This window comes from Acidovorax sp. GW823-FHT02H02 (assembly GCF_058797075.1).
In genome coordinates this window covers 275,253-298,653 of sequence record NZ_JBXAJH010000004.1, presented here as the reverse complement: position 1 = coordinate 298,653, position 23,401 = coordinate 275,253, and the positions used below count along the sequence as shown (strand labels likewise).

The window sequence follows — 23,401 nt, the reverse complement described above, 5'->3', positions numbered from 1 at the left end:
ACTACGATGCCGGCTCGCCAGAGTTCGCCCTCAGAGGCTGCCTCTGGCATCAAGCGGAGCACGCCTCCACCCCGCAAACCGCTGATATCAGGCATGTTGGCAGACCGAATTTTTGGATGGCTCGCGCGTGGCGCGGCCATCCTCACGCTGTTGCTGCTGCTGGGCATCATGGCGTCGCTGGTGGCGGGGGCCTGGCCCTCCATTTCCCAATACGGCCTGAGTTTCCTCGCCCGCAGCGTCTGGGATCCCGTGCAAAACGAGTACGGCGGCCTGGTCATGATCTATGGCACGCTGGCCACGTCGTTCATCGCGTTGCTGATTGCCGTACCTGTGAGCTTTGGTATCGCCTTGTTCCTCACCGAGCTGTCTCCCGCCTGGCTGAAGCGGCCCCTGGGAACGGCGATCGAGTTGCTGGCCGCCGTGCCGTCGATTGTGTATGGCATGTGGGGGTTGATGGTTTTTGGCCCCATCCTCGCGCGTTTTGTGCAGCAGCCCTTGCAGTCCTTGTTTGCCGGTATTCCCTATCTGGGTGCGCTGGTCTCGGGTCCCCCGGTAGGCATTGGCATTTTGTCGGCGGGCATCATTTTGGCCATCATGATCATTCCCTTCATTGCTTCGGTGATGCGGGATGTTTTTGATGTCACGCCAGCGCTCCTCAAGGAGTCGGCTTATGGCCTGGGTTCGACCACCTGGGAGGTGATGTGGAAGGTGGTGCTGCCCTATACCAAGACGGGGGTGCTGGGGGGCATCATGCTGGGGCTGGGGCGTGCGCTGGGGGAAACCATGGCGGTAACGTTCGTCATCGGCAACATGAACCAGCTCGATTCCCTGTCGATTTTCGAGGCAGCCAACAGCATCACGTCGGCCCTGGCGAATGAATTTGCAGAGGCTGGCGAAGGCCTGCACCAGGCATCGCTGATCTATCTGGGGCTGGTGCTCTTCTTTATCACTTTTGTGGTGCTGGCCTTGTCCAAGGTCTTGCTGTCACGCCTTCAAAAGAACGAAGGAGTCCGCACATGACCACCTCGCAGCCTCTTATCTCGGCGGCCGATGTCGCGAAGGCGCGCCAGGCACGCTACAACGGTCGCAAGCGCGTCAACCAGATTGCCCTGACCCTGTCGTTGGCCGCCATGGCTTTTGGCTTGTTCTGGCTGGTATGGATCTTGTGGGAAACCGTGCGCCTCGGGGTTGGGGGGTTGAGCCTGACACTGTTCACCGAAATGACGCCGCCGCCCAATGAGGCGGGGGGCATCGCCAATGCCATCTACGGCTCGGTGGTGATGGTATTGCTGGCCACTTTCGTGGGAACCCCCATCGGCATCATGGCCGGGGTTTACCTGGCCGAGTACGACGTGCGCGGCTGGCTGGCATCCACGACACGCTTCGTGAACGACATTCTGCTGTCGGCACCTAGCATCGTGATCGGCCTTTTTGTTTATGCCGTGGTGGTGGCGCGCTTCAAGAGTTTTTCGGCCTACGCCGGGATTATGGCCCTGGCATTGATCGTTATTCCGGTGGTCATCCGGACCACTGAAAACATGCTGATTCTGGTGCCCGCCAGCCTGCGCGAGGCGGCCTACGCCCTGGGCACACCCAAGTGGAAGGTGATCACCATGGTCACCCTGCGGGCGGCGCGGGCCGGCGTCATTACGGGGGTATTGCTGGCGGTGGCGCGCATTGCGGGTGAGACGGCGCCCTTGCTGTTCACGGCGTTGAGCAACCAGTTCTGGACCTCGGACTTGTCCAAACCCATGGCCAGTCTGCCCGTCACCATTTTCAAGTTCGCCATGAGCCCCTATGAAAACTGGCAGCAACTGGCCTGGGCGGGAGTGTTCCTGATCACACTCGCCGTTCTCGGACTCAATATCCTCGCGCGGGTTCTGACCCGGCAGAAATAAGCAAGGAAGACTTTCATGCCCTCCACTATCCAAAAATCGCAACCGGGCCCGTCGAAGATCACGGTCAGGGACCTGAACTTCTATTACGGCAAGTTCCACGCCCTCAAGGCCATCAATCTGGATATTCCGGAAAACAAGGTCACGGCCTTTATCGGACCGTCCGGTTGTGGCAAGTCCACGCTGTTGCGCACCTTCAATCGCATGTTCGAGCTGTATCCCGAGCAGCGTGCCGAAGGCCAGATCGTGCTGGATGGCGAAAACCTGCTGACCACCAAGCAGGATGTGGCGCTGATCCGGGCCAAGATCGGCATGGTGTTCCAGAAGCCAACGCCTTTTCCCATGTCGATCTACGACAACATCGCCTTTGGTGTGAAGCTGTTTGAAAGCCTCAGCGCCACGGACATGGATGACCGCGTGGAGTGGGCATTGCGCAAGGCGGCGCTGTGGAATGAGGTCAAGGACAAGCTCAGTCAGAGTGGCTCCAGCCTCTCGGGCGGGCAACAGCAGCGCCTTTGCATTGCGCGTGGCATTGCCATCAAGCCAGAGGTGCTGCTGCTGGACGAACCGTGCTCGGCCCTCGACCCGATCTCCACCGCCAAGATCGAGGAGTTGATCGCCGAACTGAAGGAAGACTACACCGTGGTGATCGTCACGCACAACATGCAGCAGGCAGCGCGTTGCAGCGACTACACCGCCTACATGTACCTGGGGGATCTGGTGGAGTTCGGTGAGACAGAACAGATGTTCTTCAAGCCCCAGCGCAAGGAAACCGAAGACTATATTACCGGCCGTTTTGGCTGAGGAGGCAAATTCATGGCTGACAAGCACCTTTCATCGCAGTTCGACAGCGAACTCAACGGCGTCTCTGCCCGCGTCATGGAATTGGGGGGACTGGTGGAATCGCAGATTCGCCAGGCCATTTACGCGCTTTCACATTTCAGTCTCGAAGCGGTGGAGCAGGTGGCATTGATAGAGCAGCGCGTGAATGCCATGGAAGTCGAGATTGACCACGAACTCGCGTCCATCATTGGCCGGCGCCAGCCCACTGCCCGCGACTTGCGGCTGCTGCTCTCCATTTCCAAGGCCACCGCCAACCTGGAACGCGTGGGTGACGAGGCCAACAAGATGGCCCGCATGGTGAAGTCGATCATTGAGAGCGGTGCGGCCCGTTCACTGCCATCGAGCGACCTGCGCGTATCGGCCGACCTGGCCTCGGGCATGCTGCGCAAGGCGCTGGATGCCTTTGCGCGCCTGGACACCAAGGCGGCGCTGGCCATCCTCAAGGAGGACGATCTCATTGACAAAGAGTTCGATGGCTTTGTCCGCAAGCTCATCACCTACATGGTGGAAGACCCGCGCACCATCTCCGCCAGCCTGGACCTGTTGTTCCTGGCCAAGGCGATCGAACGCATTGGCGATCACTCCAAGAATGTGGCCGAACTCGTCATCTACCTTGTCAAGGGCAAGGACGTGCGGCACACGGCACTTGATGAAATTGAAACCACTTTGTTGCAGTGAGCGATTGGCGTTGACATGAAAAAGCTTCCTCGCGTATTGATTGTGGAAGATGAGCCGGCGATTGCCGAGCTGATTGCCGTCAATCTGCGCCACAACGGTTTTCAGCCCATCTGGTCGGAAGATGGTGATTCGGCCCAGCGTGAACTCGATGCTGTCCTTCCCGATGTCATCCTGCTCGACTGGATGCTGCCCGGTCAAAGCGGCCTCGTGCTGGCGCGTAAGTGGCGTGCAGACAGTCGGACCAAACCCATCCCCATCCTCATGCTGACCGCCCGGGGTGATGAGCCCGACAAGGTGGCCGGGCTCGATGCGGGGGCGGACGACTACATCACCAAGCCGTTTTCCACGCAGGAGCTGCTGGCGCGCATCCGGGCGGTGCTGCGGCGCCGCGCGCCCGAGCAGGTGAGCGACAGCGTCACCATTGGCGATCTCGTGCTGGACGCGGGTACCTACCGGGTCACTTTCCATGGGCAGCCGCTGAAGGTGGGGCCGACCGAGTTCAAGCTGCTGCATTTCTTCATGAAGCACTCGGAGCGCGTGCACAGCCGCTCACAACTGCTGGACAAGGTGTGGGGCGACCATGTGTTCATTGAAGAGCGAACCGTGGACGTGCATGTGAAGCGGCTGCGGGAGGCCCTGGGTACGGCGGGCGTCATGGTGGAAACCGTGCGCGGCGCGGGCTACCGGCTCACCGCCCAGCCGCCCGCGCTGATGCAGGCCTGAATGTTGCAGTCCGGGGGCGGAGTGCCTTCGTGACCCCCGAGAAAGTTGTGTAGTCCGCATGCTCTGGCGTTTTCTTTATTATCTGGCCTGGCAATTGGCTGGAGGCGCGCTCGGCTGGTGGCAAGGTGGCCCCTGGGGCGCAGTGCTGGGGGCCGGGGTGGCTGCATGGTTGTGGTTTGTCGGAGATTTGTGGCGGGGGGTGCGGGTGCTGCAGTGGCTGCGCTCGGGTGACCTGTCGGCGGCTCCGTCAACTTTCGGCATGTGGGGTGAAGCGGCAGATCGCGCGCGGCGTCTGTTGCGCCAGCGCCAGGCGCAGGTCAACGAAAGCGAGGATCGTCTGCAGGAAATTCTGGCAGCACTCCAGGCCACGCCCAATGGCATTGTCCTGCTCGATGGAGAAGGGCGCATTGAATGGTGCAATCAGCTTGCGGCTGCACAGTTTGGGTTCGATGCCCAACGGGATGTCATGCAGTCTGTCGGCAACCTGGTACGGGATCCCGATTTCAGTGCCTACTATGCGGCCCAGGATTACACCCACGATGTGGTGCTGCAGGGCAGGAACAGCACGCTGTCCCGGCCCGTGCGCATTTCGGTGCATCTGCATCCGTATGGTGATGGGCGCAAGCTGATGCTGTCCCGGGATGTCACGGCGCTGGAGCAGGCCGACGCCATGCGCCGCGATTTTGTGGCCAATGTGTCACATGAAATCCGCACGCCCCTGACCGTGCTGACGGGTTTTGTGGAAACCCTGCAAACCCTGCCGCTGGATGCCGAGGAGCGTGCACGCTACCTGGCCATGATGGCCCAGCAGGCGGCGCGCATGCAGAGCGTGGTGCACGATTTGCTGACGCTCTCGCGCCTGGAAGGCAGTCCCCTGCCCGGTATTTCCGAATGGACGTCGGTACAGGTCCTGATGCTGCGGTGCGAGGAAGAGGGCCGGGCCTTGTCGGCACTGTTGACGCAAAACAACCATCGGCACCATGTGCTGCAGTTTCCTGCGGCGCAGGATTTGCGATCCGCGGGCGAAATTGCCGGGGTGCAGGCCGAGTTGCAAAGTGTGCTGTCCAACCTCATCAGCAATGCCGTGCGCTACACGCCCGCAGGCGGCACCATCACGGTGCAATGGCGCTACACGACCGATGGCAATGCCATCTTTTCCGTGAGCGACACCGGGCCCGGCATTGCGCCGGAGCATATTCCGCGCATCACCGAGCGGTTCTACCGCGTCGACCGCAGCCGGTCGAGGGAAACGGGTGGCACGGGCCTGGGGCTGGCCATCGTCAAGCATGCCGTGCAGCGGCATGGCGCCACGCTTGATATCACCAGTGCACTGGGCAAGGGATCGGTCTTCTCGGTTACTTTTCCTGCCAACCGGCTTCGCCGCTCCGCGTTGCCGGCCGAATTGCAACCCGCAGCATCAGCACAAACAGCCCTGCCGTGATGGCCAGTGCCAGGGCACTGGCCGCCCAGAACGGCACGGGAGACGTTATGGGTGCCCAAGGGCCCAGCCCTTGGTACGCCAGCACATAGCCCCCGCCAAGCCCGGCGCCCCACAGCAAGGTGCAATAAACCACCAAGGGGGCGATCGTGACGCGGTAACTGCGCAGCACAAAGACACACAGGGTCTGCACGGCGTCAGCGGCATGGTAGGTCGCAACCCACAGCAGCAATCCACCGGTGGTTGCCACCACGGCGGCACTGCTGGAATACAGGGCAGCGACGGTTTCATTTGCTATGAATAATAGAGCTGATAGCGCAATACCCACAGGTACTGCGAGCCTGAAACCTATCAAAACGACGCTGCGTGCCTGCACAGCGTTGCCGGCACCCAGCCAGTAGCTCACCCGGGCGCTGGTGGCAATGGCCAGTGAAAGGGGCGCCATGTACAGCACGGCCGCCACGTTGGCAGCGATCTGGTGGGCTGCGGTGGCCACCGTGCCCTGGCGGGCAATGAAAAGGGCCATCAGGGTGAACGAGGTCACTTCCACCAGGATGGCAAGCCCCGCAGGCACGCCCAGCCGGGCGAAGCCGAGAAGGGTGGGCCAATGGGGTGGCTCCATGCGCTGCCAGATGCGCAGCGGCCTGTAGAGATCCTGGCTGCGCAACAGCCAGAAAGCCAGGGCCAGCATGCAGGCATTCACCACCAGGGTGGCCCAGGCGCAGCCCACGGCGCCTTGCGCCGGCAGGCCGGCGCCGCCAAAAGTGAACCAGATGGACAGGGGCACCTTGATGAACAGCGACCCCACCTGCAGCCAGGTCACCAGTTGCGGTCGTCCAATGGCTTGGTTCAGCGTGCTGTACAGGCGAAAGAGCAGGGCGGGTGGCAGCGCCAGGGCCAGCACTGCAAGGTATTGTTCTACCTCGGTGCGCAACGCCTGTGGTACCTCGGTCCAGCGCAGCAGCGGACCGGGCGACAACAGGATGAGCATGCCGACGGCTGCCGTCACGGCACACAGGTAGAGCGCCTGGCGCAGCGATTGGCCAATGGCGCCGGGGTTGTGCGCACCCCGCTGCTCGGCCCAGACGGGCATGAGGGCCTGGAAGATGCCCATCAGGGCCACATAGACGCTGATGAAGATGGCCGAGCCCACCGACAGTGCCGCCAGAGAGGTTTCGCCGTGGCGCCCGGCCACGATGGTGTCGGTCACGCCGAAGGCCATCACGGCCAGCTGCCCCGTGAGCACGGTCAGTGCGTGGCGGGAGATGGTGGAAGACTCCGACATCAGTCGGGTGATTCCGTTCTCCGGAACAGCAGGATGGACTCCTTCTTGTCGGTAGGGCGGCCGATGGTGGCTTGCCTCTTCCAGTGGTCAGGATTCACCAGGTTTGCGGGTGCCGGCCAGGCGTTGTTGTCTGCAATCAGCCAGGGGCAGTGAATTGCCGGGTTGACCGGTTGCAGGCGCAGCCGGGCGTGGTATTGCAGTGCGGCCACCTGCGCCCGACTCAGGCCGACCATCTGCACGCATCCGGGGTGTGGGCCCAAGGCAGCCGCCAGTTTGTGCGCCTGCGGTGCATAGCTGCGGGCATAGTCGAGCAGCGGGAGCCACAGGGTGGTCAGCAGCAGCCAGCCCAGAGCCGCCCCGCTGGCGGGCAATACCAGGCTTTTCCAGATGGCGGCACGGTTGCGTGCTGCGCGCCACCAGACCAGCCGGCACCAGGCCGCCGAGGCGGCCAGTGCCACCGCCAGTGCCAGCCATGAGAACTCGGGCGTGAATCCGGGGGCTAGTTTGGCCACGTTGGCTGCAGGCTGTGCCGGAACGCCCGTCTGCATGGCAAACCAGATGACCCAGATGGCCAGGGCCGATATGCTGAAGAACAGCAAGGTGAACCAGTCGATCAGCGACGCCATGCTGCGCCGGAATGTGGGCAACGCAAACGCGGCCAGCGTGGCGATGGCCGGCAAACCGACGAGCAACGCCCGGTCTGCCGGCTGTGTGGTGAAGGTGGCACCCACCGAGACCAGCGAAAACCACAGGGGCAACCACAGGTGTCGATGCAACTGGCGGCTGAACAGCTGTCTGCGCCAGCGCCACAGCGTCCAGGTGGCCATGGGCCAGGCTGGCCAGCCAAACCAGAGCAGCAGCCGTATCAGGCTTCTGAATTCCTTGCCCTCGGTGGCCGCATCGACCAGGCGCCAGCGCCACAGATCCAGTTGCCATGCCACGGCGGCGGCCAGCAGCGTGATGGCCGCCAGCGCCGCGACCCAGTGCAGACGTCGATCGGAGTGATGGGCCGGGTCGGCGGGGCCGGGTGGGGCCAGCGCAACCAGAGCAATGCAGCCCCCCCCCAGCAAGGCGGCGAACGTGGGCGCGCCGGCCAGCGTGAGTCCCATCATGCCCGCAACCAGAGCCACGGCGGGCACCACCGTGCGGTAAGGCAAGGTGGCTACGGCAAAGAAGATCAGTGCCGCACATGCCAGTTGCAGCAGATAGCCGGTGGCTTCGTGCGAAAGCTGTGCCAGGCCCAGGCAGGCGATCAGGGCCAGCAAGGCGCCATCGGCGATGGCGCGGGCGTAATCCAGGGGTTTGGCCTCGCCGCCAAAGGCAAATGCCACAGGCTGAGCGCCCGGACTGCGCGCCAGGTAGTAAACGCCATACCAGGTGGCAGCCAGCGTCAGCGCCAGCAGCAACATGAAGGGCAGGCGGGCCGCCATCTCGGGCGCCATCAGACCATCGGGCGTGATCCGGATGGCCCAGGCTCCCAGCCAGTAGGGCAGCAAACCGTCGGTTTCGGGGGGGACCCCCCCCAGCAGCGGTTTCAGCCACGGGGTGTGCCCGTTGGCCAGTTCCAGCATGTAGCCAAAGGCCGTCACATCGGCGTTCTTCCACGGGCCTCGGCCGACAAAGCCAGGCACCACATAAGCCAGGCACAGCAGCAGCAAGGCCCAGCGAGGAAGCTGGCGTGCAGCATTTCGGGTAACGATGGCAGGGGTGGGAGCGTTCACGCGTCAGGAGGATGGCAATGGCTGGCTGTCGAGAATAAGGGCAAATCCAAACAAAAAGGCAGCGCGGTTGCCCGTGCTGCCTTTTTGGCGGAAACGCGGTGAATTACTTCGCTGCGGTCTTGCCGAAACGGTTGCGGAAACGCTCCACACGGCCGCCCATGTTGTCCACGGATTTTTGCGTGCCGGTATAGAAAGGATGCGATTCGCTGGAGGTGTCCAGCTTGAACAGGGGCAGCTCACGGCCGTCGTCGGTCTTGCCCATTTCCTTGGTGTTCACGCACGAGCGGGTGACAAACTTGAAACCGTTGGACAGGTCCACGAACAGAACTTCGCGGTAGTTGGGGTGAATGCCTTCTTTCATGATCAATCCTTGTCAAGTGCGGGAGCCGTGCGGGACCCGAAGCAACCTTTGCCTCGTGAAACATCCAGCGTACTTTCCGCAGAAAAAGCCTGCCATTATAGCCCGGAGCGGCAGTCGGCGATGTTTGCCGTGGCGCGCGGAATTATCCGCCCCTTCGCATCATGTCGAAAAACTCGACATTGCTCTTGGTGGCCTTCATGTTCTTGATCATGAGCTCCATGGACTCGATCTCGTCCATGTTGTACATGAACTGGCGCAGGATGCGGGTTTTTTGCAGAATCTCGGGGGCCAGCAGCAGCTCTTCGCGGCGCGTGCCGCTCTTGTTGAGCTCGATGGCGGGGAACACGCGCTTTTCATACAGGCGGCGGTTCAGGTGGATTTCACAGTTGCCCGTGCCCTTGAATTCTTCAAAGATCACCTCGTCCATGCGGCTGCCGGTATCGACCAGCGCCGTGGCGATGATGGTGAGCGAGCCACCTTCCTCGACCTTGCGTGCGGCACCGAAGAAGCGCTTGGGGCGCTGCAGCGCGGCGGCGTCCACACCGCCCGACAGCACCTTGCCGCTCGACGGCACGACGTTGTTGTAGGCGCGGGCCAAGCGGGTGATGGAGTCCAGCAGGATCACCACGTCTTTTTTCAGCTCGACCAGGCGCTTGGCGCGCTCGATCACCATCTCGGCCACGTGCACGTGGCGGGCGGCGGGCTCGTCAAAGGTGGAGGCGATGATTTCGCCCTTCACCGTGCGCTGCATTTCCGTCACTTCTTCAGGGCGCTCGTCCACCAGCAGCACCATCAGGTGCACATCGGGGTTGTTGGCCGTGATGGCATGGGCGATGTGCTGCATCATCACCGTCTTGCCGCTCTTGGGCGGAGCGACGATCAGGGCGCGCTGGCCGCGGCCGATGGGCGCGATGATGTCTATGATGCGGCCGGTGATGTTCTCTTCGCTCTTGACGTCGCGCTCCAGGCGCATCTGCTCCTTGGGGAACAGGGGCGTCAGGTTCTCGAACATCACCTTGTGCTTGTTCTGCTCGGGCGGACCACCATTGACGGAATCGAGCTTGTTCAGCGCGAAGTAACGTTCACCGTCTTTGGGGGTACGGACCTCCCCTTCGATCATGTCGCCGGTGTGCAGGTTGAAGCGGCGCACCTGGCTGGGGCTGATGTAGATGTCGTCCGTGCTGGCCGTGAAGCTCGTGTCGGGGCTGCGCAGGAAGCCGAAGCCGTCGGGCAGGATTTCCAGCACGCCGTCGGCAATGATTTGTTCCCCGGTCTTGGCGCGCTTCTTGATGATGGCAAACATCAACTCCTGCTTGCGCATGCGGCCCGTGTTTTCGATTTCGAGTTCTTCGGCCTGCTTCAGGACTTCAGACACGTGCAGTGCCTTGAGTTCGTTTAAGTGCATGGATTGACTCCTTGGCGGAGCTGGTATGAATCTTTGGGGAGGGGGGCCGGGGCCGGATGGGCTGCTGTTTGCAGCTCCGGCGCGCCTGGGATCTTGGTCCGGCTGCCAATGCACGCAGCCCGGTGATCTGGAAGAATTATGACAGGAAAAAAAGCGAGGACTTCATGCGAGCGCAATTGAGTCGATGATTGCCGCCGACCCTGGTGCCTGTGTGTGCACCATGCATCCGATAAAAAGCCCCGGTGGCGGCACAGCCAGCGGGGCGTCGGTGAATCAGGCCAGTTGCTGATCGATGAAGGCGGTCAGTTGCGCCTTGCTCATGGCACCGACCTTGGTGGCGGCCAGCTGGCCGTCCTTGAACAGCATCAGCGTGGGGATGCCGCGGATGCCGAACTTGGCAGGGATCTCGCGGTTTTCATCCACGTTCATCTTGGCGATCTGCAGCTTGCCCTGGTAGGTGCCAGCCACTTCATCCAGGATGGGGGCGATCATCTTGCAGGGGCCGCACCATTCGGCCCAGTAGTCCACCAGCACGGCGGTGCCGGGTTGGAGCACGTCGGCTTCAAAGCTGGCGTCAGAGACATGTTTGATGAGTGCGCTGGCCATGGCGGATTCCTTGATTTTGAGCGGTTTGCTACCGGTGTACGTTTAAAGTCTGGTCATTGTGACAGAAACCAATCCCATGTTCACCGGTGTGGCCGGGCCTTACGACGCTATGACAGTCATAGCGAAAAGCGATCAGTGCGCGGCCTTGTGGCAGCGCGTTCTGGCCCAGGTGGAGGCGCACATGCTGGGTTTGCAGGCCCATCCGGCGCGCACCGTGGTGCTGCTGCCCTATGCCCAGCTCATGCCCTGGGCGCAGCGTTACTGGGCCTTGCACCATGCCGACGGATTTGCACCCCGTTTCGAAACCACGCGCAACTGGGCCCGCCAGCTGGCCGCTTTTGTACCGCAAGGCGACGACCTGGCCGGTGACGTGGCGCGCGACACGCTCACCGCACGCGCCTTGCTCGACCGCGCCGGCTTGGCCGCGCAACGCGACGTGCTGGCGGTGCCCTTGCAAGAGGCTGCCGCCCAGCTGGCAGTGGCTGTGGCTGCCATGGCCCCGGCGCAGCGTGAGGCCTGGGGGATGCAGGCGCGCAGCCTGATGACGGAGCCTGACGAAGGTTCGACCCTGCGTTTCGAGGCCGTCGTGGCCCGCATTGCGCTCGAATGGGTACTGGCATCGCGCCATGCCACCGATGTGTTGTTCGAGCCCGGCGTGCGCCAGTCGGTCGATGCCCTGGTGGTTCTGCAAGGCTTTCAGGTGGAGCCCTTGGCACAGGCCCTGCAGGTCCATTGGGGCGACAAGGCCGCGGCCCTGGCATTGCCGCCTGCGGCACCGGATGCCAACGCGCGCGGCCGCATTGCCCTGCATGCGGCCCAGGATGCCGAAGACGAGGCCCAGCGGGCGGCGGCCTGTGTGCTGGCCCATGTGGTGGCGGGCCGCACACCAGTGGCGCTGGCGGCCAACGACCGCGCCCTCACGCGCCGCATCGGGGCGCATCTGACCAGCTGTGGTGTGGCGGTGCGCGATGAAAACGGCTGGACGCTCTCGACCACCCGGGCGGCCGCGCAGCTGATGGCCGCGCTCAAGGCCTGCGCCTGGAACGCATCGGCCGACGAGGTGCTGGACTGGCTCAAGCATGCACCGGCCATTGAGCCCGCTGTGCTTGGCGCCTTGGAGCGTGCGTTGCGCAAGGCTTCGGTGGCCGCCTGGGCGGGCGCGGCCGGACGCAACTGGGCCGACAAGCCCGCGCTGGCGGCCTGTGTGGCCCAGGTGCAGGAATGGTGCGAAGGCCTGCGCGCGCCGCGTCCGCTGGCGCAGTGGCTGCAGTCCCTGCGTGGCCTGCTGGTGGCCAGTGGCCAGTGGCCCCGGCTCGAAGCGGAGGCCGCAGGCGCCCGCGTGCTGACGGCACTGCGCCTGCAAGCGGGCCAGGAGGCCGAGCTGGAGGGCTGGGGCAGCGCCGGCCGGCGCATGGCCCTGGCCGAGTTCACCCGCTGGGCCAACGAGGTGCTGGAAGCCGCGCGCTATGTACCCAGCCAGATGGGCGATGCGCCCGTGATCGTATTGCCCATGCCCCAGTTGCTGGCCCGCCCGTTTGCCGCCCTGGTGCTGCCCGGCTGCGATGAAAAGCGCCTGCAGCCCTCGCCCGAACCTGTCGGCGACTGGACCCCCGCGCAGCGCCAGGCCTGGGGCCTGCCCACGCGCGAATCGCTGGAGACCGCCCAGCGCGCCGCCTGGCAGCATGCCCTGCAGACACCGGCCGTGGATGTGCTCTGGCGCACGGGCGACGAAGGCGGCGAGCCCCTGCTGGCCAGCGCGCTGGTGCTGGCGCTGCACCTCGAAGGCGCGGCCACCCAAGGTGCCGATGACCGCAGCCAGCGCACCGTGGCGGCGCACCCCACGGCGCGGCCTTTGCCCGATGGGCGCGCGCTGCCCGTGCTGCGCCTGTCGTCCACCGCGTATTCCGATCTGCGGCATTGCCCCTACCGTTTTTTTGCGCTGCGCCAGCTGGGCCTGCAGGAGGCCGACGAGCTGGCCGCCGAGGTGGACAAGCGCGACTTCGGCAATTGGCTGCACGCGGTGCTGCAGCACTTTCATGAAGGCTTGCTGGCCGAGCCAACGGACGACGCAGCCACCCGCATCGCCCGCATGGACGGCGCCGCGCAGGCCGTCACGCTGCAACAAGGCCTGGGCGAGGGCGACTTTCTGCCGTTTGCCGCAGGCTGGCCGCAGGTGCGTGACGGCTATCTGCGCTGGCTCGCGCAGCATGAACAGGCCGGGGGCCACTTTCGGCAGGCCGAGGTGCAAGCCAGCCAGCCGTTGGGCGCCCTGCAGCTCGTGGGCACCATCGACCGCATCGATGCCGTTTCGTCCGCCGGCGAGCCCGCGCCGCTGGTCATCGACTACAAGACCGAGAACGACACCGCCACGCGCCAGCGCATCAAGGCGGGCGCGGAAGACACCCAGCTCGCGTTCTACGCCGCCTTGCTGAGCCACGACACGCTGCGTGCCGCCTACGTGAACGTGGGCGAGCGCGGCGAGACGCAAATGCACGAACAGGACGAGGTGGTGCACCTGCGCGACCTGCTGGTGGAAGGCATCCAGCACGACTTCGCCCGCATTGCGGCTGGCGCGCCCATGCCCGCGCTGGGCGAGGGCACCGTGTGCGACTACTGCGCCGCGCGGGGGCTGTGCCGAAAAGACTTCTGGAAATGAACAGGAATACCCCCCTGAGCCGCTTCGCGGCTTCCCCCCTCTCTCGGCTGCGCCGGGAGGGTGAACGACGCCAGCGCGGCGGGGCGGCCCTTGCGCGGCGTCTCTCGCCCGGGCGCGCGCCGGGTTCACAGATCACTTGCGGGCAGGGCGCCGTGGATCACCAGAATGACTGAACAAGCGGCCTACGAACACAACGGCCACCCGGTCTCGCGCGCGGCCTTCTACGCCATCGCCTGCGACCCCGCGCGCAGCGTGGCAGTGGAGGCCTGCGCGGGCGCGGGCAAGACCTGGATGCTGGTCTCGCGCATGCTGCGCGCCTTGCTCGACGGCGCTGCGCCGCATGAAATTTTGGCCATCACCTTCACCAAGAAGGCCGCCGGCGAAATGCGCCAGCGGCTGCAGGAGTGGCTGGAGACGTTTGCCCAGGCCCCGCTGGATACCTTGGGCGCAGAGCTGGTTGCAAGAGGAATCAGCCCCGAACGTGCGCTAGACAAGCGCGAGGCGCTACGAAATCTATACCACCAGATGCTGGCCAGCGGCCGCCCGGTGCAGATCCGCACCTTTCACAGCTGGTTTGCCGCGCTGCTCGGCACGGCGCCGCTGGCGCTGCTGCAGGCGCAGGGCCTGCCGGCCAATTTCGAGCTGCTCGAAGACGACGCCGAGGCTGTGCGCGAGGTGTGGGGGCCGTTTTTGCAGACGGTTGCCACCAGCGCCACGCTGCGGGCCGACTACGAGGCCGTGGTGGCCCGCCATGGCCGCTCGCAAACGCACAAGGCGCTGGCGGCGGCGCTCGCCAAGCGGGTGGAGTTTGACCTGGCCGACGCCGCGGGCGTGGTCGATGTCTCGGTGCCGCCGGCAGGGGCGCTGTTCCCCGATCTGTCGGGGGAAAACGACCCGGCTATCGCGTTGTTGCGTCGCGAGCGTGATGCCCTGCTGGCCGCGGCGCTCGCGCTGGGGCGGGCCAGTGCGCCCACCTTCTCGGCCAAGGGCGTCGCGCTGGAAACGGCAGTCAGCAACGAAGACGCCGATGGCCTGATCGACGCCCTGCTCACCCAAAAGGGCGAGCCGCGCAAGTTCAACGACAAGCTGGCCGGGATCGAGCAGGTGCGCCACGTCCAGGCGCTGTGCCAGCGCGCGCTCACCGCCCGCCGCCAGCACGAGGCTTGGCAGCACCAGCAGCGCATGGCCCGCCTGGCGCGCTGCCTGATTGCGGCATTTGCCGCCGTCAAGCACCAGCACGGCTGGGTGGACATGAACGATGTGGAACGCACGGCCCTGGTCATGCTGGCCGATCCCGTGCTCTCGGGCTGGGTGCAGGAGCGGCTCGATGCGCGCATCCGCCACCTGCTGGTCGATGAGTTCCAGGACACCAACCCGCTGCAGTGGCAGGCGCTGCACGCCTGGCTGGCGGGCTACGCGGGCTCGGGCGGCGGAGCCACGGCGCCCAGTGTGTTCATCGTGGGCGACCCCAAGCAGAGCATCTACCGCTTTCGCCGCGCCGAGCCGCAGGTGTTCATTGCCGCGCAGGCCTTTGTGCGCGACGGCCTTGCGGGCGACCTGCTCAGTTGCGACCACACGCGCCGCAACGCCACGGGCGTGATCGCCGCGGTGAACCATGTGATGGGCACCGCGCAGGCGCAACACGCAACCAGCGGCTTTGGTGAAACCTTCGGTTTTCGCGAGCACACCACCGAATCCCAAGACCCCGGCGTGCTGCTGCGCCTGCCCTCCATCCTGCCGCCGGATACTGACAGTGGCGGGGGCACCGACCCGTTTGCCTGGCGCGACAGCCTGACCGAGCCGCGCCATGAGCCCGAGGAAACCCAGCGCATGCGCGAATGCACGCAGGCCGCCGCCTGGGTGGCGGCGCAGATCGCGCAAGGCACGCCGCCGAACGAAGTGCTGGTGCTGGCCCGCAAACGCGATCGGCTCGCCGCCATGCAGGAGGCCTTGCGTGCCCTGCATCTGCCCTGCGTGCAGCCCGAAAAGGCCGACCTGTTCGACGCGCCCGAGGTGCAGGACATGGTGGCGCTGCTCGATGCCTTGGTGTCCACCGGGCACGACCTCTCGCTGGCGCGCGCGCTCAAGTCGCCGCTGTTCGGGCTGAATGATGACGCCCTGGTAGCGCTGGCCTTGCTGCGCCGCCAGCCCGAGCATGCCAGCAGCAGCTGGTTTGATTTGCTCCAAGAAAGTGATCTGCTACCGCTTGAACTGCAAGCGCTATCGACCCGTTTGGCCCAATACAAGGCCTGGGTGGATGCCCTGCCGCCACACGATGCGCTGCACGCCATCTACCAGCATGGCGACGTGCTGGCCCGCTTTGCCGCCGCCGCGCCCGCCGCGCAGCGCATGGCGGTGCTGGCCAATCTGCGCGCGCTGCTGTCGGCCGCGCTGCAGCACGACGGCGGCCGCTACCTCACGCCCTATGCCTTTGTGCGCGCCATGAAAAAAGGCGGCGTGCGCGCGCCCGGCCGGGTGGATGCGCTGGCGGTGCGCCTGCTCACCGTGCACGGAGCCAAGGGGCTGGAGGCGCGCTGCGTGCTGCTGCTGGACACCGACACCCGCCCGCAAAAGGCCGAGACCATGGGCGTGCTGGTGGACTGGCCCGGCGAGCAGGCCGTGCCCGCAGGCTTCGTCTTTCTGGCCAGCGAATCCAGCCCGCCGCCCAGCGCCGAAGCCGCCCTGGCTGCCGAGCAGCAGGCCCGCCAGCGCGAAGAACTCAACATGCTCTATGTGGCCATGACGCGCGCCAAACACTGCCTGGCGCTGTCGTCGGTGTTGCCCAGCGTGTCTGCGCCAGGCAGCTGGTGGAACCGGCTGGAGCCGCTGCTGGCTGATGTGGAGGCCTTGGACGAAGCGGTTGAATCCGACGGGTTTGTCGCCACGACGGGCAGCGTTCACGACCAGTTCACCTTGGCTGAGTTGCCGGGGCTTCCTGCTGAATTGCGCGCCACCCCTCGGGCTGTGCAAGAAAGCGCCGACCCGGAGGCGTCGCTGTCCACCCCCGCATCGCGCCTGGGCGAGGCCATGCACCAGTTGCTGGAGCAGGCCGGCGTGGCCGGTGCGCCACTGGCCGAGCTGCGTGCCCACGGCTGGTCCGCGGCACGCATTGCGCGCCTGGCGCAGGACTTCGACATCACCGTGGGCGCCGCGCGCACCGCCGCGCAGACCGCCCGGCGTATCCTGGCGGGCGAGGGTGCCTGGGCCTGGGATGCGACGGTGGTGGACACCGCCATCAACGAGGCGCCCCTGCACCACCAGGGCCAGAACCTGCGCATCGACCGCCTGGTGCACTGCCACCAGCCGCCCGAGCGCACGGGCTGGTGGGTGCTGGACTACAAAAGCGCCGCCGAGCCCGAGCGCCAGCCCGCGCTGATGGCGCAGCTGCAGCGCTACCGCGCGGCGGTCTCGGGGCAGGCACCCGGCGAGCCGGTGCGGGCGGCGTTCCTCACGGGCGACGGGCGCATGGTGCCGGTGCCCGATGGCGCACCTCCCGCCGAAGCTGCCTTGGCAGCGGGCGCGGATCGGGCGGCGCAGGCCGTGCGGCATACTCTCGCCCCCGCGCCGGGGCCTGCCCAAGGCTCCTTGTTCTGAGCGCCGAACGTTGTCGATGGATCGAAAGGTTTTCCCCATGAACGCACCCACCCCCCTGGCCACCGATGCAGCCAGCCCTCTGCACTGCGATGCCGCCATCGTGGGGGGCGGCCCTGCCGGGCTGATGGCGGCCGAGGTGCTGGCGCAGGCGGGCGTGGCGGTGCATCTGTTTGACGCCATGCCTTCGGTGGGGCGCAAATTCCTGCTGGCGGGCAAGGGCGGGCTCAATCTCACGCATTCCGAGCCGCACGCGCCCTTTGCCAGCCGCTATGCCGGGCGCCAGCCGCAGGTCGAGCCGCTCATCCAGGCCTTTGGCGGGCCCGAGGTGCGTGCCTGGGCGCAGGGCCTGGGGGTGGAAACCTTTGTGGGCACGTCGGGCCGCGTGTTCCCGGTCGACATGAAGGCCGCGCCGCTGCTGCGCGCCTGGCTGCAGCGCCTGCGCGGGCTGGGGGTGCGGTTCCACATGCGCCACCGCTGGCTGGGCTGGAGTGATGGCGGCGCCCTGCGTTTTGCGGCGCCTGTGGGTGAGGTGCAGGTCACGGCGCGCGCCGTGGTGCTGGCGCTGGGTGGCGGCAGCTGGGCGCGCCTGGGGTCCGATGGCGCCTGGGTGCCCTTGCTGGCCGGGCGTGGCGTGGCCGTGGCGCCGCTGCGCCCCGCCAATTGCGGCTTCGATGTGCCGCGCATGGATGCACCCGCCGGCGAAACCCGCCGCGCATTCCTGCAGGAGCTGCTGGGCCGCACGCCCGGGGGCGCCGTGGGCTGGACGCCGCACTTTGCCGAGCGCTTTGCCGGCCAGCCGTTCAAATCGGTGGCGCTCAGTTTTACCGACAGCCAGGGCCGGCACTTCAGCCGCCGGGGCGAGTTCGTGGCCACGGCCACGGGCGTGGAGGGCAGCCTGGTCTATGCCGCATCGCAGCTGCTGCGCGACGAGATCGAGGCCCATGGCCATGCCACGTTCCACCTTGATCTGTTGCCCGACCATGTGCCTGAGCGTGTGCTGGTGGAAGTGCGCCACCCGCGCGGTTCACGCTCGCTGTCCAGCCACCTCAAGAGCCGCCTGGGGCTCGATGGCATCAAGGCCGGCATCCTGTACGAACACCTGGGCAAGGACGGCATGAACGACCCCGTGGCCCTGGCCCATGCCATCAAGGCCCTGCCCATCACCGTGGTGGCCGCGCGCCCGCTGGACGAGGCCATCAGCACGGCCGGCGGTGTGGCGTTCGAGGCGCTGGATGCGCACCTCATGGCCACCGCCGCGCCCGGCGTGTTCTGCGCGGGCGAGATGCTCGACTGGGAAGCGCCTACCGGGGGCTACCTGCTCACGGCCAGCCTGGCCAGTGGCGTGCGGGCGGGGCAGGGGGTTTTGAAGTTTTTGGGCGCTGGCGATGGAGGATAAAGCGCCAGTAGCTATTGAAAATAGCGCTTCATCACCACCGGCGCACGGGGCCGGTGTCCACATGCACGAACTGCTCGCGCGGGTAAAAACCCACGCCACCCAGGCCCAGCGCCAGCGCGGCGTCGCGCAGGCTGGCCAACTGCACGCCGGGCAGGCGCACGTCGATGGCCTTGCCATCCATGTGCAGGCTGCGCTTGGCCACGCCGCCACCGCGCGTGGTGCGCAGTGTGTGGTTGGTGGCCGCGCTGCGATAGCCTGAAATGACCTGGAAGGGCTGCTGCGCGCGCAGCTCCTGCCGGATCCGGTGCAGCAGGTTGAAGAGCTGCGGGTCCATCAGGCCGGCCTCGCCGCTGTAGTGGTCGCGCAGGAAATGGTTGAGGCTGCTCAGCGCCTGGGGCACGAACTGCTCGCCCAGCGCATACACCAGGGCCAGACGCTCGCTGGTGTGGGTGTGGTCCAGCGACAGGCTGCGGGCGTCGGGCAGGCTGGCCAGGGCGGGCTGCGCCAGCGGCAGCAGGGCCCCGGTCACCAGCCAGCGGCTGCCCGTGCCCAGAAAGCGGCGGCGTTCCGGTGCAAGAGGGTGGGTGGGCTGGGTCATGGCATGTTCCAGGAAGGGGTGAAACCGGTTTTATCAGAGTGCGCCGGCGCGCAGGCGGCGCTGCTCGGATTGCTGGCGCAGGGCCTGGTCCAGCAGTCTGTCCTGCCCGTACAGGTCGGCAAAGAAATGCAGCTGGCCCTGCTTGACGATGGCGGTGCTGTAGGCAATCACCACGGGCAGGGGTTTGGCCAGGCGCAGCGTGGCCGACTGGCCCCGGGCCATGGCCTCGCGGATGCGCGTTTCGGGCCAGGCCGGGTCGTTGTGCAAAACAAACTGGGCCAGCGCCACGGGGTCTTCCACGCGGATGCAGCCATGGCTGAAGTCGCGCCGGTCGCGCTGAAACAGCAACGGTGCGGGCGTGTGGTGCAGGTAGATGTTGCTGTTGTTGGGAAACACGAACTTGATGTCGCCCAGTGCATTTTTGGGCCCGGGGCGCTGGCGTATGCGCATCTGCCCGCGCAGCACGGCGTCGAGGTACTCTGGCGCCAGCGTGCTGTGCACCTGCCCGTTGGTGCCCACAAATTCCATGCCCTGCTGCTGCAAATAACCAGGGTCACGCCGCAGCCGGGGGATGGTTTCGCTGCGCGCAATGGAAGGCGGAATGTTCCAGTAGGGGCTGAATTCGATGAAGCGCATGTCTTCGTCGAACAGCGGCGTGCGGGTGTCCAGCGCCTTGCCCACGATCACCTTCATGGCCAGCTGCAGCGACACCCGTCCGTCCTGCACCTCGTAGGCGCGCAGCACGAATTCGGGGATGTTGACCACGATCATGCGCGGGCCGCGCAGCAGGGGCGTCCAGCGCAGGCGCTCCATGGCCAGCTCGATCTGGCGGGCGCGGGCGGTGGGCGAAATGGCCAAGGCATCCAGCGTGGCCTTGCCTATCACGCCGTCAGAGGCGAGAGCGTGGCGTTGCTGGAAGGCCTTCACGCCGTTTTGCAGGGCCTCGTCGTAAAGCGCTGGCGGCTGCGCATCCGCGGGCAGGTCGCCCAGCACCACCAGGCGCTGCATCAGCTGGGCCAGGCCTGCCCAGGCCTGGCCGGCCTCCAGCTTGCGGCCCGGCAGCGCCGGCAGGGGGGTGGCCCAGGCGGCGGGGGCGCCCAGCGCCCGGTAGCGGGCCAGTTCAGTGCGCAGGCTGGCATACAGGGGCACCTGGGGCGCTGCGGCACGCACGGCATCGGCCAGTGAGGGGGCGGCCAGGGCCTGCTGCAAGGCGGTGGTGGCGTCGATGCGGGGGGCTGCGGGCTGGGTGTAGTTCTGCTGGATCTGGCGCGGATCGATGCGGCCTGATCGCAGGTCACCCAGGTAGCGCTGCAGGGCGGCGGTGAGTGCATCTTCAAGCTGCTGTGCGGCATCGGGGCCCAGCGCGGGGCCACGGGCGGCGGAGGCCACGGCCTGCGCCAGTCGGGTGGCGTGGTAATCGTCGGGCTGCAGGCCTTCGGTGGCCGCCGCCGCCAGGATGTCCACGGCCTGCTGCGCCGCAGGCGCGGGGCGTCCGTCCACCAGCCAGGGCGCGGCGCCTGCCATGGGGGCGCAAACAGCCAGCCAGAGCGCCAGCCATGTGCTGCGCAAACTCAAACGGGTGCCAAGGCGTGGAAACAAAGTGGATGCAAGGGCGAGAAAGGGGCTGGGCAGGCGCCGCATCGTTGTCAATGGTCGCTCATGCCGGGCCATTCGCCGACCAGTCCGCAGGCCGGACACTGGGCATAGAGGCTGGGGCTGACGTGGAACTTGGCCTGGTGCTTGTCGGTCTCCGGCGCCTTGTCGTGGGCTTCGCCGTCAATCTCGACCAACCCCGTGGCGTGGCAACGGGGGCACTTGGCAGCCGTCAGCGCTGCAAGGGGGTTGAAGTTCTCTGCGAACACGGGCGCCTCGTCGTGTTGTCGGGTGGCTGCAGGGTTTTCGTCACCCTGCCTGACGCAATATCGGAAAGAAGTTGACGAGCCTTACCCCCGGCACTGGCTCCACAGTTAGGGCTGCTTGGTTCCCCACCTGACCCGGTTGGCCGCTTCACCATGCGGGGAGGCCCGTCAGGGTGAGATTCTACCCCCTGAACGGCCGCGCCGTTTCCCCCTTCTCTCGAATTGCCGCGCAATTCGGGAAGGGGGACGACACCAGTGCGGCGGGGCGGCCCTTGCGCGGTGTCCCTGGTGTGGGGCGCACGCCGGTTTTAGAAGGTGGTGGCGTTGCGGGCCCTAGAATCACCCCCCATGTCCTACCTCGTGCTCGCCCGCAAGTACCGTCCCCGCAATTTCACCGAAATGGTGGGGCAGGAGCATGTGGTGCAGGCCCTCACCAACGCGCTCACCCAGCAGCGGTTGCACCACGCCTACCTGTTCACGGGCACGCGCGGCGTGGGCAAGACCACGGTATCGCGCATCCTGGCCAAGTCGCTCAACTGCCAGGGTACAGACGGGCAGGGCGGCATCACGGCCACGCCCTGCGGCGTGTGCCAGGCATGTACCGATATCGACAGCGGCCGGTTCGTGGACTACACCGAACTCGACGCCGCCTCGAACCGTGGCGTGGACGAGGTGCAGAGCCTGCTGGAGCAGGCGGTGTACAAGCCGGTGCAGGGGCGCTTCAAGGTCTTCATGATCGACGAAGTGCACATGCTCACGAACACGGCGTTCAACGCCATGCTCAAGACGCTGGAAGAGCCGCCCGAATACCTGAAATTCGTGCTCGCCACGACCGACCCGCAGAAAGTGCCCGTCACGGTGCTGAGCCGCTGCCTGCAGTTCAACCTGCGGCCCATGGCGCCCGAGACCGTGCTGTCTCACCTCACGCAGGTGCTGGCAGCCGAAAACGTAGCGGCCGAGCCGCAGGCCTTGCGCCTGCTGTCGCGCGCGGCGCGTGGCTCGATGCGCGATGCGCTGTCGCTCACCGACCAGGCCATTGCCTTTGGCAGCGGCCAGTTGCAGGAAGCCGCCGTGCGCCAGATGCTGGGGGCGGTGGACCGCTCCTACGTGTTCCGCCTCATCGAAGCGCTGGCCCGGGGCGATGGCAAGACCGTGGTGGAAACCTCGGACACGCTGCGCCTGAATGGCCTGTCGGCCGCGTCCACGCTCGAAGAAATGAGCGCCGTGCTGCAGCGCATGGCGGTGTTCCAGGCCGTGCCGCAGATGGCCGGCGCCGTGGATGCCGACGACCCCGAGGCCTCTGAGACGGCCCGCCTGGCCGCCCTGATGCCCGCTGACGAAACCCAGCTGCTCTACAGCCTGTGCCTGCACGGGCGGGGCGAGCTGGGCCTGGCGCCCGATGAATATGCCGCGCTGACCATGGTGCTGCTGCGTCTGCTGGCCTTCAAGCCCCAGAGCGAACCGGCTGAAAAAAAAACTCTGACGCGGCCTGAGGCGGCGTCTTCGGGCCGGGTAGCCGCTGGTTCTGTCGGGTTCCAGGCTTCCCCTGCGCGCCCTGCTGCCCCTGTGTCGGCACCGATGGCCCCTGCGGTAGCGGATCCTGGGGCGCAGCCCGCAGCGTTGGTTGCCCCGGCTGCCACCGCCCCGGTCCTGTCGGTTCAACCGTCCCCGTCCGCCTCCGCGCCGTCAGAAGACGTACCTTCCGATGCCTCCGAGCCGCCTCCTTGGCCGGGTTCGGACGAGCTGGATACCGTGCGGACCGAAGCGCCCACTGCCACCGTTCTGCCGGTGCGCACCACCGAAGATTTTGATGGGAACCAGGCCCCGGTGCATGCCGTTCTTGCGCAAAATGCTCCTGAATATGTAGCGATTCCCGTGCGAGAGTTGCCCGAGCCTGGTGAGCGACTGCAGCCGTTGCCCCTGTCTGCGCCCACCCCCGTCTCGGCGCGCTACACCCCTACGGACGAAGGCGACATATGGCACCGCACCGTGCAGCAGCTGGTGGTGGCCGAAACCATTACCGCCCTGGTGCGCGAGCTGGCCCTGCAGTCCCAGCTGGTGGCGCGGGATGGCGGCCACTGGCTGCTGCGCGTCGAGCGCGAATCGCTCAACCAGCCCCTGGCCCGCGAGCGGCTGCGTGCCGCGCTGGAGGCCGCCGGCCATGCCAACCAGATCAGCGTGGAAGTGGGCGTGGTGATTGACAGCCCCGCCCGCCGCAACGCCGCCGCCGCCGCCGAGCGCCAGCGCGTGGCCGAAGACATCGTGATGAACGACCCCTATGTGCAGTCGCTGGTGCGCGACTACGGCGCGAAAATCGTGCCGGGCAGCATCAAGCCTGCGTGA

The 23,401-nt window shown here is 66.1% G+C and carries 18 protein-coding genes and 1 other RNA gene; 10 read left to right on the top strand and 9 right to left on the bottom strand.

The annotated features are described in order from the left end of the window. Window positions 1-93: 93 nt before the first annotated feature. Genes pstC through phoR form a run of 6 tightly spaced genes read left to right on the top strand, consistent with a single transcriptional unit; the run spans window position 94 to window position 5,580 of the window. Window positions 94-1,020, top strand: coding sequence for a phosphate ABC transporter permease subunit PstC (gene pstC, locus AC1RDS_RS06705; RefSeq protein WP_348688363.1), 927 nt, complete (start codon window positions 94-96; stop codon window positions 1,018-1,020). After that, window positions 1,017-1,898: a phosphate ABC transporter permease PstA gene (gene pstA, locus AC1RDS_RS06700; protein ID WP_092696495.1), complete on the top strand. Its 882-nt coding sequence runs from the start codon at window positions 1,017-1,019 to the stop codon at window positions 1,896-1,898. Before pstC ends, pstA begins: the two co-directional genes overlap by 4 nt. A 15-nt stretch (window positions 1,899-1,913) precedes the next feature. After that, a complete protein-coding gene (pstB, locus tag AC1RDS_RS06695; protein WP_026436801.1) occupies window positions 1,914-2,699 on the top strand; it encodes a phosphate ABC transporter ATP-binding protein PstB in 786 nt (261 codons plus the stop codon). 12 nt (window positions 2,700-2,711) lie between these two features. Then, the gene (gene phoU / locus AC1RDS_RS06690) at window positions 2,712-3,416 is read left to right on the top strand and encodes a phosphate signaling complex protein PhoU (protein ID WP_026436800.1); all 705 of its coding nucleotides are present in this window, start codon (window positions 2,712-2,714) and stop codon (window positions 3,414-3,416) included. Between the two features lie 15 nt (window positions 3,417-3,431). Then, on the top strand, window positions 3,432-4,139 hold the full coding sequence (phoB, locus tag AC1RDS_RS06685) for a phosphate regulon transcriptional regulator PhoB (RefSeq protein WP_026436799.1): 708 nt from the start codon (window positions 3,432-3,434) through the stop codon (window positions 4,137-4,139). Window positions 4,140-4,197: 58 nt separating this feature from the next. Continuing rightward, window positions 4,198-5,580, top strand: a complete 1,383-nt coding sequence (gene phoR, locus AC1RDS_RS06680) for a phosphate regulon sensor histidine kinase PhoR (protein WP_026436798.1) — start codon at window positions 4,198-4,200, stop codon at window positions 5,578-5,580. Here the strand turns inward: phoR and AC1RDS_RS06675 are convergent. The 5 genes from AC1RDS_RS06675 to trxA all read right to left on the bottom strand — a co-directional run bounded on the left by AC1RDS_RS06675 (window position 5,495) and on the right by trxA (window position 10,955). Next, a complete protein-coding gene (locus AC1RDS_RS06675) occupies window positions 5,495-6,862 on the bottom strand; it encodes an MATE family efflux transporter (protein ID WP_026436797.1) in 1,368 nt (455 codons plus the stop codon). The two genes, phoR and AC1RDS_RS06675, sit on opposite strands and share 86 nt — an antisense overlap. Continuing rightward, a complete protein-coding gene (locus tag AC1RDS_RS06670; protein WP_026436796.1) occupies window positions 6,862-8,583 on the bottom strand; it encodes a hypothetical protein in 1,722 nt (573 codons plus the stop codon). The genes AC1RDS_RS06675 and AC1RDS_RS06670 overlap by 1 nt, the downstream gene beginning before the upstream one ends. A 103-nt stretch (window positions 8,584-8,686) precedes the next feature. Continuing rightward, window positions 8,687-8,944, bottom strand: a complete 258-nt coding sequence (locus tag AC1RDS_RS06665; RefSeq protein WP_026436795.1) for a type B 50S ribosomal protein L31 — start codon at window positions 8,942-8,944, stop codon at window positions 8,687-8,689. A 142-nt stretch (window positions 8,945-9,086) separates the two neighbouring features. Next, window positions 9,087-10,349: a transcription termination factor Rho gene (gene rho / locus AC1RDS_RS06660; RefSeq protein ID WP_026436794.1), complete on the bottom strand. Its 1,263-nt coding sequence runs from the start codon at window positions 10,347-10,349 to the stop codon at window positions 9,087-9,089. Window positions 10,350-10,622: 273 nt separating this feature from the next. Continuing rightward, entirely contained in the window at window positions 10,623-10,955 is a 333-nt protein-coding gene (gene trxA / locus AC1RDS_RS06655) for a thioredoxin TrxA (RefSeq protein WP_026436793.1), read from the bottom strand. Between the two features lie 109 nt (window positions 10,956-11,064). On the opposite strand from trxA, the gene AC1RDS_RS06650 reads away from it, so the two are divergent. The 3 genes from AC1RDS_RS06650 (at window position 11,065) to AC1RDS_RS06640 (ending at window position 18,601) form a co-directional block, all read left to right on the top strand. Beyond that, window positions 11,065-13,611, top strand: coding sequence for a PD-(D/E)XK nuclease family protein (locus AC1RDS_RS06650; RefSeq protein ID WP_348683477.1), 2,547 nt, complete (start codon window positions 11,065-11,067; stop codon window positions 13,609-13,611). Window positions 13,612-13,776: 165 nt separating this feature from the next. Then, a complete protein-coding gene (locus AC1RDS_RS06645) occupies window positions 13,777-17,205 on the top strand; it encodes a UvrD-helicase domain-containing protein (RefSeq protein WP_026436791.1) in 3,429 nt (1,142 codons plus the stop codon). Between the two features lie 37 nt (window positions 17,206-17,242). After that, entirely contained in the window at window positions 17,243-18,601 is a 1,359-nt protein-coding gene (locus AC1RDS_RS06640) for a TIGR03862 family flavoprotein (protein ID WP_026436790.1), read from the top strand. A 31-nt stretch (window positions 18,602-18,632) separates the two neighbouring features. Here AC1RDS_RS06640 and mepK read toward each other — a convergent pair whose 3' ends face one another. The 4 genes from mepK to ffs all read right to left on the bottom strand — a co-directional run bounded on the left by mepK (window position 18,633) and on the right by ffs (window position 21,228). After that, on the bottom strand, window positions 18,633-19,199 hold the full coding sequence (mepK, locus tag AC1RDS_RS06635) for a peptidoglycan L,D-endopeptidase MepK (protein ID WP_026436789.1): 567 nt from the start codon (window positions 19,197-19,199) through the stop codon (window positions 18,633-18,635). A gap of 33 nt (window positions 19,200-19,232) precedes the next feature. Beyond that, on the bottom strand, window positions 19,233-20,723 hold the full coding sequence (locus AC1RDS_RS06630) for a L,D-transpeptidase family protein (protein WP_081679682.1): 1,491 nt from the start codon (window positions 20,721-20,723) through the stop codon (window positions 19,233-19,235). Between the two features lie 122 nt (window positions 20,724-20,845). Continuing rightward, window positions 20,846-21,061, bottom strand: a complete 216-nt coding sequence (locus AC1RDS_RS06625) for a hypothetical protein (protein ID WP_026436787.1) — start codon at window positions 21,059-21,061, stop codon at window positions 20,846-20,848. Between the two features lie 70 nt (window positions 21,062-21,131). Then, window positions 21,132-21,228: signal recognition particle sRNA small type (ffs, locus tag AC1RDS_RS06620), an RNA gene on the bottom strand. A 178-nt stretch (window positions 21,229-21,406) separates the two neighbouring features. Between ffs and dnaX the strand changes: the two genes are divergently transcribed. Next, window positions 21,407-23,401: a DNA polymerase III subunit gamma/tau gene (dnaX, locus tag AC1RDS_RS06615; protein WP_092696506.1), complete on the top strand. Its 1,995-nt coding sequence runs from the start codon at window positions 21,407-21,409 to the stop codon at window positions 23,399-23,401.

Bases quoted from the DNA above. Each gene is read 5' to 3' on its own strand.
- pstC (WP_348688363.1), top strand. From the start codon at position 94: ATGTTGGCAGACCGAATTTTTGGATGGCTCGCGCGTGGCGCGGCCATC.
- pstA (WP_092696495.1), top strand. From the start codon at position 1,017: ATGACCACCTCGCAGCCTCTTATCTCGGCGGCCGATGTCGCGAAGGCG.
- pstB (WP_026436801.1), top strand. From the start codon at position 1,914: ATGCCCTCCACTATCCAAAAATCGCAACCGGGCCCGTCGAAGATCACG.
- phoU (WP_026436800.1), top strand. From the start codon at position 2,712: ATGGCTGACAAGCACCTTTCATCGCAGTTCGACAGCGAACTCAACGGC.
- phoB (WP_026436799.1), top strand. From the start codon at position 3,432: ATGAAAAAGCTTCCTCGCGTATTGATTGTGGAAGATGAGCCGGCGATT.
- phoR (WP_026436798.1), top strand. From the start codon at position 4,198: ATGCTCTGGCGTTTTCTTTATTATCTGGCCTGGCAATTGGCTGGAGGC.
- AC1RDS_RS06675 (WP_026436797.1), bottom strand. From the start codon at position 6,862: ATGTCGGAGTCTTCCACCATCTCCCGCCACGCACTGACCGTGCTCACG.
- AC1RDS_RS06665 (WP_026436795.1), bottom strand. From the start codon at position 8,944: ATGAAAGAAGGCATTCACCCCAACTACCGCGAAGTTCTGTTCGTGGAC.
- rho (WP_026436794.1), bottom strand. From the start codon at position 10,349: ATGCACTTAAACGAACTCAAGGCACTGCACGTGTCTGAAGTCCTGAAG.
- trxA (WP_026436793.1), bottom strand. From the start codon at position 10,955: ATGGCCAGCGCACTCATCAAACATGTCTCTGACGCCAGCTTTGAAGCC.
- AC1RDS_RS06650 (WP_348683477.1), top strand. From the start codon at position 11,065: ATGACAGTCATAGCGAAAAGCGATCAGTGCGCGGCCTTGTGGCAGCGC.
- AC1RDS_RS06645 (WP_026436791.1), top strand. From the start codon at position 13,777: ATGACTGAACAAGCGGCCTACGAACACAACGGCCACCCGGTCTCGCGC.
- AC1RDS_RS06640 (WP_026436790.1), top strand. From the start codon at position 17,243: ATGAACGCACCCACCCCCCTGGCCACCGATGCAGCCAGCCCTCTGCAC.
- mepK (WP_026436789.1), bottom strand. From the start codon at position 19,199: ATGACCCAGCCCACCCACCCTCTTGCACCGGAACGCCGCCGCTTTCTG.
- AC1RDS_RS06630 (WP_081679682.1), bottom strand. From the start codon at position 20,723: ATGGCAGGCGCCGCGCCCTGGCTGGTGGACGGACGCCCCGCGCCTGCG.
- dnaX (WP_092696506.1), top strand. From the start codon at position 21,407: ATGTCCTACCTCGTGCTCGCCCGCAAGTACCGTCCCCGCAATTTCACC.